General features: G+C 45.7%; 11 protein-coding genes. All 11 read left to right on the plus strand.

The window, feature by feature from the left end:
• Positions 1-38 precede the first annotated feature (38 nt).
• The 11 genes from ABD949_RS08335 (at position 39) to ABD949_RS08385 (ending at position 14,271) form a co-directional block, all read left to right on the plus strand.
• Positions 39-671 (plus strand): acyltransferase, encoded by a 633-nt coding sequence (locus ABD949_RS08335; protein ID WP_345242450.1) that lies wholly within the window; start codon positions 39-41, stop codon positions 669-671.
• A gap of 21 nt (positions 672-692) precedes the next feature.
• Positions 693-2,348 (plus strand): acyltransferase family protein, encoded by a 1,656-nt coding sequence (locus ABD949_RS08340; protein WP_345242452.1) that lies wholly within the window; start codon positions 693-695, stop codon positions 2,346-2,348.
• A gap of 91 nt (positions 2,349-2,439) precedes the next feature.
• Entirely contained in the window at positions 2,440-3,573 is a 1,134-nt protein-coding gene (locus ABD949_RS08345; RefSeq protein WP_345242453.1) for a hypothetical protein, read from the plus strand.
• A gap of 128 nt (positions 3,574-3,701) precedes the next feature.
• Positions 3,702-4,331 carry an adenylyl-sulfate kinase gene (cysC, locus tag ABD949_RS08350; protein WP_345242454.1) on the plus strand — a complete coding sequence of 210 codons (630 nt, stop codon included), beginning with the start codon at positions 3,702-3,704 and terminating at the stop codon, positions 4,329-4,331.
• Between the two features lie 339 nt (positions 4,332-4,670).
• A complete protein-coding gene (locus tag ABD949_RS08355) occupies positions 4,671-6,062 on the plus strand; it encodes a purple acid phosphatase family protein (protein ID WP_345242456.1) in 1,392 nt (463 codons plus the stop codon).
• A gap of 531 nt (positions 6,063-6,593) precedes the next feature.
• Positions 6,594-9,152 carry a glycosyltransferase gene (locus tag ABD949_RS08360; RefSeq protein ID WP_345242458.1) on the plus strand — a complete coding sequence of 853 codons (2,559 nt, stop codon included), beginning with the start codon at positions 6,594-6,596 and terminating at the stop codon, positions 9,150-9,152.
• 49 nt (positions 9,153-9,201) lie between these two features.
• Entirely contained in the window at positions 9,202-10,995 is a 1,794-nt protein-coding gene (locus tag ABD949_RS08365) for an ABC transporter ATP-binding protein (protein ID WP_345242460.1), read from the plus strand.
• A gap of 46 nt (positions 10,996-11,041) precedes the next feature.
• Entirely contained in the window at positions 11,042-11,644 is a 603-nt protein-coding gene (locus ABD949_RS08370; RefSeq protein ID WP_345242461.1) for an acyltransferase, read from the plus strand.
• Entirely contained in the window at positions 11,641-12,303 is a 663-nt protein-coding gene (locus ABD949_RS08375; protein WP_345242463.1) for an acyltransferase, read from the plus strand. Before ABD949_RS08370 ends, ABD949_RS08375 begins: the two co-directional genes overlap by 4 nt.
• Before the next feature lie 148 nt (positions 12,304-12,451).
• Positions 12,452-12,988, plus strand: a complete 537-nt coding sequence (locus ABD949_RS08380) for a hypothetical protein (RefSeq protein ID WP_345242466.1) — start codon at positions 12,452-12,454, stop codon at positions 12,986-12,988.
• A 146-nt stretch (positions 12,989-13,134) separates the two neighbouring features.
• Complete coding sequence (locus tag ABD949_RS08385) at positions 13,135-14,271, plus strand: esterase-like activity of phytase family protein (protein WP_345242468.1); 1,137 nt, start codon at positions 13,135-13,137, stop codon at positions 14,269-14,271.
• Positions 14,272-14,273: the final 2 nt, after the last annotated feature.

Below are 14,273 nucleotides of genomic sequence, written 5' to 3' on the forward strand. Positions count from 1 at the left end.
TTAATGCTTGTTATTAGGTTCAAGTGGAAATCGAGCGAATGAAGGTTTTTTCCATAGCACAAATTTTTTTTAAGGATTTACAGTCCATTCTAAAGAAGCGCCCTAAAGGTAGAACTCTTGCTGACGGCAAGTTCATCCTTTATAAGAATGCAGTTGCAGAGATTCACGAGACAGCAAAAATAACTTTTGAGAACGGACGTTTGTATTTTAATAAACCCTGGATTAAGGGAGATCCGTTCCCTTCTCTTATAGGTGTTAGTGAGGGTGCTACACTTCAGGTGAAGGAAGATTTTGTAATCTACTCAGGTGCGCAAATTTATGTTTGCCCTAACGCAACCCTGATTTTAGGAAGTGGCTATATTAGTAATAACTTACATCTTAGCTGTTTTTCCAGAATTGAAATTGGGTACAATGTTGCTATTTCTACAAATGTTACCATTCGAGATTCAGATAACCATTTTATAAATACTCCAGGTCATATAATAAATCAGCCTATAAAAATTGGAAATAAAGTGTGGATAGGCATGAATGTGACTATTTTGAAGGGTGTCGAAATTGGTGACGGTGCTGTTATTGCAGCAGGTGCTGTTGTAAACAAGAGCATTCCAGCTGGATGTTTGGCTGGAGGTGTTCCGGCTAAAGTAATAAAAGAGAATGTTGAATGGTATTGATTTGCCAATTCTTTATAGCTTATGAAGGGTTTAATGAAGTATGGGCTGCTTTTAATAATATCGATAGCTTGTATAAAATGCTATTTTCTTTCTAAAGAATGGGAAGAGAAAAGAATTGTTAAGAAGGAGATTACTTATACTTCTAATATTGCCTCAGAGGTATTTATGGTATGGGGTATAAATTATTCGCAATTGCCACCTGAAGAGTTCCGGCCTCAGGGTTCTTATGTTAAGGCTGGTTTGGTATATACAAAGTTAAATATTGTTGATGGTCAGTTTAAAACCGCAATCAGTTTACCAAACAAAACGATACTAAATTATTGGATGGTATCACGTAAGGATAAAAAAGGAAACTCGATTGACATTTGGGATACAGGTGGAGCGGGTAAAGAATCCTTTTTTGTTACCTTCTCTGATGAAGTATTTTTTAAACCCGGTTATTTTATTTTTCTAGCGGGTTTCCTGCCGTTACTGCTGTTGTACTTATTTAATCAGCAAAGGAGTGATAGTATTATTGATGATAAGCGTTACAAAGTAAGCGAGTACATTCCCGAGCTTGATAGCATCAGAGCGATTGCTGTTTTGTTAGTCATTTTTCATCATTGGCTGCCTAAGGATTCGTTACTGAATATTTTGCCAAATGGTTCTCTTGGCGTCAACATCTTTTTCGTTATAAGTGGTTATCTTATTACAGCCATACTTTTGAGGTCAAAAAAGCAGGTAGAAAGTAGCGTACTTGACATTTCAACAGTTTTCAAAAACTTTTATGTCAGAAGAACTCTTAGGATTTTTCCTATTTACTACCTTGTTCTAATTATTTTATTATTAGCAGAAAATCCTACTGTTAAAGAAGATGGGATATACTATTTTACATACACTGCTAATTTCTTGTTTTATTCGAAACAATTTTTTTCTAACCTTTCTCACTTTTGGTCATTAGCTGTTGAAGAACAATTCTATTTGCTTTGGCCTTGGCTTATTATTCTGGTTAATAGAAAACTCCTTCCTTACCTTATTGCTTTATTTTTAATTATTGGAATTTCTTCTAATTATATTTTTACTGGTAGCGGTTATTGGGTATTTGTACTAACCCCCGCTTGTTTCGATTCTTTTGCTATTGGTGCATTCTTGTCTTATTTAGTAGTTTACCGTCAAGACATTATTTCCAAGATTCGTCCTTTGTATAGCATTATACTATTTTTTGTTTTAGTTATTTTTATCTTAAGCTTATATAATTATACCTTTTTGCCAATTAGGACTATTCACTCTTTATTAGCTGTAACTATTATATATTATTGCTTATTTGTTAATAATAGTCTAGTTGCTAATTATGTCCTAAAAAATAAATGGCTTATAAGAATTGGTAGAATAAGTTATGGTATGTACCTATACCACTTCTTTACGCCGGTGATATTGTTATGGATTGTTAAAAACCTGGCTTCTGTAGGCCTTGATCTTTCTTTTGACGCTTACATTCCTAGTAGCCTTAAATCGACAGTTGGCTTTCTCAAAGAGCTATTGTTCCTTATTTTTGTTTGCACCGTTTCCTGGTTGCTTATTGAGAAGCCATTGAATAATCTTAAAAAGAAGTTTGAATATAAACCTATTCTGAAAAGTACTTCTTATGGAATAGACACATTTGTGCCTACTGAGATTGAGCCGGTAAAGAAGGTTTGATTATATATAAGCATGATTTGTATAAAGTTTAATAATGTGATTTTGCTCTTGTGTAGAGTTCTTTGTTGAATAGATTCATTTCATTAATATCATGAGTTTAACAGTTTGTTTGACAGTAACTACTCTTTATTATCCCGAGGGTGGAGGTAATCTCTGGTTGTATTTAAACTGGGCTCTTAGCTTTAAATCTTTAGGTTGTCGGGTTATTTGGTTGGAAGCTGTGTATAAAGATACACCTGTCGACAAGCTTAATGAATTAGTGGTTAATCTTAAGAATCGGTTATCGCCTTATGGCTTGTCAAATGATGTGGCTCTTTGGCTGCCAGTTGAAGGTCCTATACCTGCTGAGAAGCTTTGTGGTTGCTTGGATATTGACTTTGCTAGTGTTGAGTCAGATATTTTAGTAAACCAATATTACGAAATGTCTGATGAGGTTCTTCGAAAATTTAAACGAACGGCCTTATTGGATATCGATCCTGGTCAGGTGCAGGTTTGGGTAAAAAATGGCGTTTTAAACATAAGGAAGCACGATTACTACTTTACAATTGGTGAGAATATTAAACCTTCTTACTTAAAGTCGATTAATGCTACTGTTTCCTGGATTCATATCCCCCCTTGTGTTTCGCTGGAAGCTTGGCCGGTGATCAAAGCTGCTGCTGATGCCCCTTTTACAACTGTTTCCCACTGGTATTCGTCATGGGATGAACTAGACGGAGAGTTGTACGCAAATGGTAAAAAAGATGGTTTTCTTCCTTTTCTGGATTTGCCAAACCATACCACCAAAGAGCTAGAGCTCTGTATCTATCTTGGAGAAAACAGTCAAAATGAACGTAACATGCTTGAAAATCTTGGTTGGCGTGTTTCTGAGAGTAACATTGTAACATCCTCAGCAGCAAAATATCAGGACTATATTCAAAAATCGTTCGGGGAATTTAGTTGTGCGAAGCCAGCGTATGTCAAGATGCAGAATGCCTGGGTAAGCGATCGGACCATTTGTTACCTGGCTAGTGGAAAGCCTGTTGTACTTGAAGATACTGGTCCAAGTGCCTTTCTTCCACACGATGAAGGATATCTGCGTTTTACTGATTTGGCCGGTGCAATCAAGTGTGTAGAAAAGGTAGCTTTAGATTATGATAAACATTGCTCCGCTGCCCGAGCCTTGGCCGAGGAGTATTTCAATGGACGCAAAGTCACCCAAAAGTTACTGGATCGGGTGATGAATTGAGGCACAATTCAGCTTCTTGCTTGGGTTTTATTAACCTTTCACTTTTTAGAGTGGGTTTGGTTTATTCTTTGTAATTATCAACTAAACCGTGAGCCTGCTTTTATTGCCTGCTACCTTTAAATTTAAACATGATGAGTAGTGATAGCATTCTCCTCATTGAGTCGCATGTCTCATATGCGCAGCGAAAGGCTGCTATGATGCAGGAGCCGAGACTGATTTGGCTAACTGGTTTATCGGGCTCCGGTAAAAGCACACTGGCTTTGCGGCTGGAACATTATCTGTTTTGCCGGGGCTATAAAGTCTGTATCTTAGATGGTGATAACATCAGAAATGGCTTATGTAATGACTTGGGGTTCAGTGAAGAAGATCGTGAGGAAAATTTAAGACGCGTTGGTGAAACAGCTAAGTTAATGCTGGATGCTGGATTGATTGTTATTGCTGCATTTATCTCTCCATACGAAGCGGGGCGAAATGCCATTCGGAATAAGGCTGGTCTGGACAGATTTATTGAGGTTTATGTAAATTGTACTATCGAAGCTTGTGTAAATCGGGATGTGAAGGGGCTCTACGCTAGGGCGAGAAATGGCATTATTCCTGATTTTACTGGTATTAGCGCTCCATATGAGCCCCCTACGGCTCCTGATGTTGTGGTCGATACCGTTGAGGAGTCTATAGACGAATCGTTGCTGAAAATCATTCAATTTTTAGAGTCGAAGGTTGAGTTAGTGGATAGAGTACCTGTTATGCTTCCACAGTGAAGGTTAGATTATTCTGAACAATTACCTTTAGCAAAAGCAAATCAGGCAGCTTGTAATTTTATTGTCAGGTAGCTGACCTTTATAGGATTGACGCTTTTCTCGGAATAAGGTGGCTAGAAACTCTACAGTTATGAGTGCATTGGCGAATGAATCAAGCCAGTAGGCACTAACCATCACTCTGAACGATCATATTGCCTGATTGATGAGCGTAGTTAAAAGTTTCGGCTAAACTGAAGAACATGTTCTGCATTCCTTCAGGGCCGGTGAGGTTGCACTGGAAAATCAGTATATTGCTCTGTACTCAGGTAATAGCTGGATTATTCCTCATTCAAGGATTGTATGTTCTTCAAAATTAAATACCCTGAACTGGTAGCCCTTCTACTGCTCCCGTTATCTATTGCAGCGCAGACGCATAAGTCATATGTGCCAACCCCTTATCCGGATCGGATTATTTTGGGTTGGCAGGACAACCCGGCCACATCGCAGTCTGTTAACTGGCGAACCGATTCGACGATAACCAAAGCTGTTGGGGCTATCATTGAGGCAGATCCATCGCCTGAATTCGTGGCCAAAGCCGCTATCATTCCGGCTTCGACCGAAAGCATCGTCATAGAAGGCAAGCAGGTTTTGTACCACTCGGTGCATTTCAGGAATTTGAAACCGGCTACTCAGTACAGCTATCGGGTGGGCAATGGCACATATTGGAGCGAGTGGTTTCATTTTAAAACGGCTGAAGATCGGCCGTCTCCTTTTTCGTTTTACTATTTCGGCGATGCTCAGAACGATATTCGGTCGCTCTGGTCGCGGGCTATACGTGGCGCTTATTCGACGCTACCCAAAGCTCAGCTTATGATTCATGCCGGAGATCTGATTACCACATCGAATGCCGACTGGCAATGGGGCGAATGGTTTGAGGCCGGTGGCTGGATCAACGGCATGGTGCCAACGCTGGCTACGCCAGGTAACCACGAATATTTCCTGGATTCTTCCGGCAAACGCCGGGTCTCGTACCATTGGCGACCGTCGTTTGTATTGCCCGAAAACGGCCCGGAGCGGTTAAAAGAGACAGCCTACTTCTTCGATTATCAGGGCGTTCGCTTTATTTCGCTGGACTCGCAGGCGGCTCTGCTCGATTCGACTGTGCTGGACCTGCAGGCTGGTTGGGTAACGGACGTTCTGACCAAAAACCCGAATCGATGGACAGTTGTGGTTCATCATCATCCTATTTATTCGACCAAGAGTGGGCGTGATAATGACGAGTGGCGCAACCGGATGGAGCCGATTTACCGAAAGTATGGGGTTGATCTGGTTTTACAGGGCCATGACCATACCTATGGCCGGGGGCTCAATATGCCGCTGGGAACCAGTCGTAAGCACCCTAATGGACCTATATATGTGGTGTCGGTGAGTGGGCCAAAAATGTACGACATTGGTCTGCAGGACTGGATGGACCGGGCAGCTTCGAATACGCAGTTGTTTCAGATAATTTCGGTCGATAAAGATAAATTGGCTTATCGGTCATATACCGTTACGGGGCAACTCTATGACTCGTTTGACTTACTGAAAAGTAACAAGGGTAAGAATACGCTCGTCGATCAGGCGCCAACTCTCTTGCCCGAGCGACTCGAATTGCCGGCCGAATATCAGAAACGATACAATCCAGATCAGTTGGAGGAGTACAACCGCCGGTTTAAGGAGTACAAAGCGCGAAAACAGGCAGGGAAATTATAGACGTAGAAATTGTTCTGGTATAGCAAGAGGGAGGACGTAATACAGAAAAGAAGAATTCCTAAAAGTTAATAATGAAGCAACCCAGCTCATTTGACGTGAAGTCAGATTAACTGGCTATATAGTTACATATAATCGTTTTAAGTTTAATATGATATCTAGGCATTAACGTATATATACTTAGGCAAACTAATAGTAACTGTAATCTTGTTCTTTAGGAAAATTCATGAGCAATATTCAACTAAAAAATAAAATAGCTCATAATCAGTGTTTTAATTAAGATTTCATCTGGACACCTCTTTATTCATCTACTTTTACGCTTCGTAAGCGTACCTACGTTTTTCTTAGGTATATAATGCAGGATCAGTTTTAATATTTCATGCCTGCTTTATGATACGCGTTCACTAATCTCTTCTTATTACTGGCCGCTGGGATCGATTGCGTACTGATTGACGTCTGCGCTTGCTGAAAGCTCTTTGTATTCTGATCCAGAATATTCTATAAAATCTGTAAACTAACCAGTTTTTGCTTCATATGAAGGAAAGCTTTACACCTGTTGCACCAGCAGGTACAATTATCCGGCCCCGAGTTGAAGGTAAATTCATCACAATAGGCGGGGAGAAGTTTTACATCAAAGGTGTTACATACGGGACATTTCAGCCCGACGAACAAGGTAGCCAGTTTCCCTCCCCTATAGGCATAGAAAATGACTTTGCCTTAATGGCTCGCCACGGTATCAATGCAGTGCGAACCTATACCGTTCCTCCTCGCTATCTGTTGGATTCAGCGCATCGAAATAATCTTAAGGTGATGGTTGGGCTTCCCTGGGAACAGCATATTACCTTTCTGGATGAGACTTCCCGCGTACAGGACATTATTCATCGCGTTCAGGAAGGTGTTCGGGCCTGTGCTCATCACCCGGCAGTGCTGTGTTATACTATTGGCAATGAAATTCCGGCACAAATTGTCCGCTGGTACGGCCCCAAACCAATAGAAGACTTCCTCCACCAGCTTTACCAGGCCGTTAAAGCGATAGATTCGGAAGGCCTGGTAACGTATGTCAACTACCCCACTACCGAATATCTCTCGTTACCTTTTCTTGACTTCGACTGCTTCAATGTGTATCTGGAAACGGAAGAAAAATTAAGCATCTACCTTTCCCGACTGCACAACCTAAGCGGTGACCGACCCCTGGTGCTGGCCGAGATTGGTCTGGACAGCATGCGCAACGGTGAGGAGAAGCAGGCCGAAGTGTTGGATTGGCAGATTCGCACCATCTTCGGCAAGGGATGCGCCGGTACGTTTGTTTTTGCCTGGACAGATGAGTGGTGGCGGGGTGGCTTTGAAATTGAAGATTGGGATTTTGGTATAGTCGATCGGCAGCGGGCGTCTAAACTGGCCTTGCAAGCCGTTCAGCAGGCTTTCTCGGATGCTCCTTTTGCCTCTAAGTCAATTCTGCCCAGAATATCGGTTATTGTTTGCTCCTACAACGGTTCTGCTACTATCCGTGATACGCTGGATGGGCTGCTAAACCTGGACTACCCTGATTTTGAAGTGATCGTTGTCAACGACGGCTCAACGGATCAGTTGGTCCAGATTGCCGGCGAATACCCGTTTCGGCTCATTTCAACACCTAATCAGGGGCTTAGCACCGCCCGGAATACCGGCTTGTATGCGGCTAGCGGTGAGATTGTCGCGTATATTGATGATGATGCGTATCCGGACCCGCACTGGCTGCAGTACCTGGCTTATAGTTACCAGACTACCAGTCATGCCGGCATTGGCGGTCCTAACCTGTTACCGGAAAACGATGGCTCCATTGCTACCTGCGTTTTTCACGCACCTGGCGGCCCGGTGCATGTACTAACCACTGATGACGTTGCTGAACATATTCCTGGCTGCAACATGTCGTTCCGCCGGGAGGTGCTGCTGGAGATTGGCGGGTTTGACCCCATCTACCGGGCCGCCGGCGATGATGTGGACATCTGCTGGCGCGTGCAGCATACAGGACGGACCATTGGGTTTCATCCGTCGGCTACGGTATGGCATCACCGGCGTAATTCACTAAAGGCTTACTGGAAGCAGCAAAAAGGCTACGGTCGGGCCGAAGCCCTGCTGGAGCAAAAGTGGCCCGAAAAGTATAATGGAATGGGCCATGTAAGCTGGGGTGGCCGGATCTACGGGAATGGCGTTACGCAACCACTTTCTCTTCGGCGCAGTCGGATATTTCATGGTATCTGGGGTTCGGCTCCGTTTCAATCTGTGTACCAACCGGCCTCCGGGTTTATTTCCTACCTGCCACTGATGCCGGAGTGGTATCTGTTGACTGGCTTTTTGGGTTTCCTGTCAATTTTGGGGTTAGGATGGTCACCTCTACTGTGGGCATTACCTGCCTTCATGGCTGCGCTGGTTATTATTCTGATACAGTCTGGAGTCAGTGCGGCTAAAGCACGTCTGACTGTGCCTAAAGACCAACAGATTAAATACTGGGCTCTTATAACCTCACTTCATTCGGTTCAGCCCTTAGCCCGATTATACGGTCGGTTAGCTTACGGACTTACGCCCTGGCGCAAGCGAGGCCCGGTCAGCTACAATCCGACTCACTTGTTTAGCCGGAAGTCTGTCTTGACAAAATGGTCGGAAAGCTGGCGATCGGCGGAGGACTGGTTGGGTGAAATGGAGAGCCAACTAAAGGCCCTTGATATTCGGGTGCGCCCCGGTGGGGAGTATGATGCCTGGGATCTGCAGGTGAGTGGTAGTTTATTTTCGTCTGTACGGGGGCTGCTGACTATTGAGGAGCATGGGGCGGGTAAACAACTAGTCCGGTTTAAATGCTGGCCAAAGTATTCGGCCGCAACAGGTATTTTGCTGGCTGTCATGCTTGGCCTAAGTGGTTTGGCAGTTGCTAGCCAGGCCTATATAGTAGGTGCAGTTTTCGGACTTTTTTCTGTTGTTCTGCTGGTGAGTTTCTTCACCGGTACAGCCCGATCTCTTGCTGCGTTAAGCGAAGCGTTTCAGCAATCACCTAAGGAAGCTGCCCTGAAGGAGGTGTTGCATATAGAAGTTGAACCTGAGTTAATCACTGTTCCGTAACAGGAGTAAAGCAGAACAGGATTATGAATGGGGTATTCCCCTGTATTCTATGAAAAAAGTTTCGCTTCTCTTCCGGTTATTGCGCTATGTTTCCAACTACAAACTGAAGCTACTGGGGCTCATCCTGATTGCTCTGACTGGTGTTGGATTTGAGGTGCTAAAGCCGCTGCCGATAAAAGTAATTATTGATTCGGTTTTAAGTACAAAACCGTTACCCAACTCAGTACTGAATCTAGCTGGCAATTCAGCCTGGATGGCCGACAAAGGCGTTCTCTTGGTTTGTTGCCTGGCTATTATGGCCATCAGTGCTGCCGGAAGTGCTCTTTTCTCCTTCTGGGTAACGAGTTATATGGCGGGCTTCTGCCAGCGATTAGTCAATGATCTATCCATCGAATTATACAATAAGCTGCAGCGGCTTTCTCTGACATTTTATCACCACAATAAGATAGGAGACCTGCTCCAGCGGCTAAGCAGTGATGTATTTGTCATTTACTATCTGGTGGCTCAGATTATTGTCCCCGCTACGAGTTCAGTGATTTCTCTGGGTGCTATGTTTTACATCATGGCCTCTATAAATCTTGAACTGGCACTGGTAGCTTTGTCTATAGTGCCGCTGCTGGTGATTGCACTGTTGGTATTTACGAAGCCAATGGAGAAAACTACCGAGCGGCAATACCAGAATTTTGGGAGTTTGTCGGCCTTCGTGCAGCAGAGTCTGGCTTCCATGCGCGTTATTCAGGCGTTTGCCCGGGAGAACTTAATGCGCAGGAAAATGGAGACGCATGTTCTCGATTATAACCAATCCTTTCTGAAGGCTACGCAGGTATCGGCCGGGTATAATCAGCTTTCCTCCCTTATTACCGGGTTGGTGGCTGTGATCGTAGTTGGCCTTGGAGCCGTGCAGGGAATGAACGGAACGATCTCGGCGGGTGATCTTTTCGTCTTTTTGGGGTATATCACCGCGCTTTATGGTCCTGTCAACTCGCTATCCATTGCTATTGGGACGAGCGTTGTTATCAGTTCGCGCAGTAAACGGTTATTTGAAATTCTGGACTCACAGGAATTTGTAACCGATAACCCGTCGGCTATCGCGCCGTCTGGAATATTCGGACAAGTACAGTTCGAAAACGTTGACTTTGGCTACGGACTGCAGAACGAAGGAAAGCGGACACTGCGCAACATTAACCTGACCGTGCCGGCCGGTCAGACAGTTGCCATTGTGGGGCCTACCGGTGCCGGCAAGAGTTCGCTGATCTCGCTGTTGTCCCGCTTTTATGATCCCTGGAAAGGCAGAATAACCCTTGACGGGCAGGATTTGCGGGACCTGCCGCTTCCCTTTTTACGCGAAAATGTAGCTCTGGTTTTACAGGAGCCTTTTCTGTTTCCGATGACCATTGCCGAAAACATTGGGTTCGGCAATCCGGATGCCACACCGGACGAGATCCGGGCGGCTGCACAGGCCGCTCAGGCGCACGACTTCATCGTAAGATTGCCCCAGGGTTATGATACTGTCATTACGGAAACAGGTACTTCACTGTCAGGGGGGGAAAGACAACGCATCTCGCTGGCCCGTGCTTTTCTGAAACAAGCGCCGATTTTGATTCTGGACGAACCCACATCGGCATTGGATGCCCTGACGGAAGCCAAAGTTTTTGCCGCGCTAAACAGTATGACCTTTGGGAAAACCGTGTTTATCATCACCCATCGGTTATCGGCGATCAAACATGCCGACCTGATTATCACCCTAAAGGATGGTGCCATCGTTGAAAGTGGTACCCACCAGAATCTGTTGGCGACGGGCAATACATACGCGCAGATGTATAATCATCAGCAGATCGCCTGAGTAGCTTAGTGTACAGACCCAACCGTAATTAGCTTGAAGAACATTTATGATTTCATCTCCTGAGCCGCTACTCTACCCACTTAAACCGGGTGAATACGTTCCCAACGATTGGTATGCCAAACCGATCCCCGAAAATATTGAAGTAGGCGACGAAACCGTGATCGATTCGTCGGTAACGTTTAAGAACTTCCGTTCAACGCTGTTACCCGCCCTGAAAGTGGGTAACTACGTAACGCTGTGCCGTGCTTCATTGGCTACGGAGGGAAACGCTGTCATCGAAATTGGCGATTACTGTTATATATCGAACGCAGTACTAGTGTGTGCCGAACGCATAAAATTAGGATCGCATGTATTTTTAGCCGCGGGCGTTACCATTGCTGATTCCGACTTTCATCCAATCCAGCCAGCCGCTCGGATGGCTGATACCGTGGCAATCTCCCCTTTGGGCAATCACCGGCAAAGACCACCCATTAAAAGCAGCCCGGTAGAAATTGAAAGTGGCGTGTGGATTGGGTTTGGTGCCACTATACTAAAAGGCGTTCACATCGGGGCGGATGCCGTTGTGGCACCAGGTTCCGTGGTTATTAGTGATGTACCGGCCGGTTGTACGGTCGCGGGTAATCCGGCAAAAATTGTTTCGGTCGCATGAGAGAGAACCTTAGCAATACCGGACAGGTTGGCAACGACGGCCGGCGCTTTCTGGTAAATGACTGGTACGGACGCAGTATACCGGCTAATGTAACGCTGGCGGACTCCGTTTACCTGGATGGGACGTATACTTTTGGTGAGTTTTTTTCGGAAGGAATGCCCGGCTTGTCCATAGGTACTGCCAGTGGTATTTACGACAACGCCAGAATTATAGCTGGTCGCCAGGCCCGAATCGAAATTGGTGATTACACGGTGATCAATGGATCGTTGCTGTATTGTAATGAGCACCTGGTTATAGGGAGCCACTGCATGATTTCCTGGAACACGGTTATAACGGATACGTGGCCCGATTTCCGGTTTATGCAACCTGAGCAACGCCGGCTTTGTCTGGAGGCTTTGTCCGGCGATCCGGACCGCCGTTTTGTGCCGGGTACTGCTCCTAAACCCGTTGTTCTGGAAGATAATTGCTGGGTTGGTTTCGGGGCGGTAGTAATGCCCGGAGTAAGGCTGGGACGCGGATGCATTGTGGCCAGCAAAGCCGTTGTCACCGAAGATGTGCCTCCCTACACGATTGTTGCCGGCAATCCCTCCCGTATAGTCCGGCACCTGAATCCGGACGACACCGACGATGCACGTAAATTTGCTTTTGAGTACCAGTAACACTAAGTTAGCTTCCGTCGCTGTTTAATAACCGCTGGAGCTGACTTACTATATAGATTAACGTTATGAAAAAACATATACTTAGCGCAGCGATCAGCCTTTTTGGTCGTTATCCGTTGAAGAGCAGTTCTATCTGCTCTGGCCGTGGGTGATTCTGCTATCGAGCCGAGAGCAGCTCCCCTATGTTATTGCCTTGTTTCTGATAATCGGCATTTCTTCCAATTATCTATTTGCCAGCTACGGCTGGTGGATAACCATTTTTACCTCATCTTGCTTCGACGCTTTTGCCATAGGCGCTGCCTTGTCGTATGTAGTCGTTTACCGGCAGGATATTATTGAAAAAATACAGCCAAAATATCCTGTTATTCTGGCTGGAGTGGTTCTGGTATTTCTCTTGAACGCGAATGGCTATGCTTTTCTGCCGACCCGTACCATCCATTCCTTACTGACTGCTCTGGGTCTGTATTATTGCTTATTCAAAAACAACAGTAAAGTTGCTAACGCCATCCTGACCAATAGCTGGTTGATGCGCATAGGTATTGTTTCCTATATAGTTTACGAGAAGCCAATCAATAACCTCAAGAACAGATTGGCAAGGAAACCGGCACCCGGAAATCCGTATCGGGTACAGGAAAAGCAATTGGATGTTGCGCTGGTCAGAAATAATCAACCTGCCGATTTGTAGTGAATAGCGCTTGGCAGTAGCGCATCAACGTAATGGGGTCTCGTATGAACTAACCACAAAAGAGAAAAATGACAAAGTTAATGAGAGCGTAACCGGGTGGCGGCCAAAATGCCCGACCTTTGCGGTAGATTCAAAACCTCTTCCCCATGAAAACATTTGTAACCTGCACGGTTGTGCTGTGTATGGCTTTCAGCTATGCCACCTGCACCCGAGACCATCAGATCCCCGGCGCATCAACGGTCAGTGCTCTCCGCTTCATCGGCGAACAGATTGTGCCCAACCGGGCGCAGTACAACAATACGACGCTGGGCGGTTTCTCCAGTATCTCGTACCGGCCCGACAATAACCAGTTCTACATCATGAGCGATGATGCGGCATCGCTTAACCCGTTTGTCCGCTTTTACACGGCTACGCTGAACTATAACCAGACTGCTTTTGCTGGGGTGAACTTTACGGGCGTAACTCCGCTGAAAAATAGCAATGGAACTGATTTTGCCACGTCGCAGGTTGATCCGGAGGGCTTGCAGTTTGACGCGGCAACGCAGCGCATTATCTGGTCGAGTGAGGGCATACGGAATGTGGCGGCTAACCCGCCGGTATTGATTCAGCCGTTTATCCGGGAGGCCAATCTGGATGGCTCTTACGTGGCTGATTTTACGGTACCTGATCTGTTCCGAATCCAGTCTACCGAAAACGGCACCCGCTCGAACGGTTCATTCGAAGGATTGGCAATGACGCCAAATCATCAGTTTCTCTTTGCAGCCAGCGAAGAGCCTTTGTACGAGGATGGCCCCCGCGCCGATGTGGGCGTAGCCGGCTCACCCATCCGCATTATTAAATACAACCGGCAAACCCGGCAACCCGTAGCGCAGTACGCCTACCGGCTCGATGCCGTGCATCAGAATACCACACCCGCCGGTCAGTTCCGGCTGAATGGGGTGGTTGATATGATTGCCTTGTCGGAAACACAGTTGCTGGTAATGGAACGCTCGTTCGCTGTGGGTGCTACGCCGGACTATGTGGTAAAGATTTATAAAGTAGACCTGACCAACGCGACCAATGTAGCTGGTGTAAATGCATTGCAGGGGGCTTCATTCATGGCTGCTACGAAAACCTTATTGCTGGATGTGGGCACGACCGGTATCCAGCGGGTTGATAACCTGGAGGGCATGACCTTTGGTCCGATGCTGGCAAACGGTAACCGATCGCTGGTAATGGTTTCCGACGATAATTTCGGCGCTGCCCAGATCTCGCAGTTTCTGGTGTTTGAAGTTATTCCCTGACA

It is taken from the genome of Nibrella saemangeumensis (assembly GCF_039541915.1).
GTDB lineage: Bacteria > Bacteroidota > Bacteroidia > Cytophagales > Spirosomataceae > Nibrella > Nibrella saemangeumensis.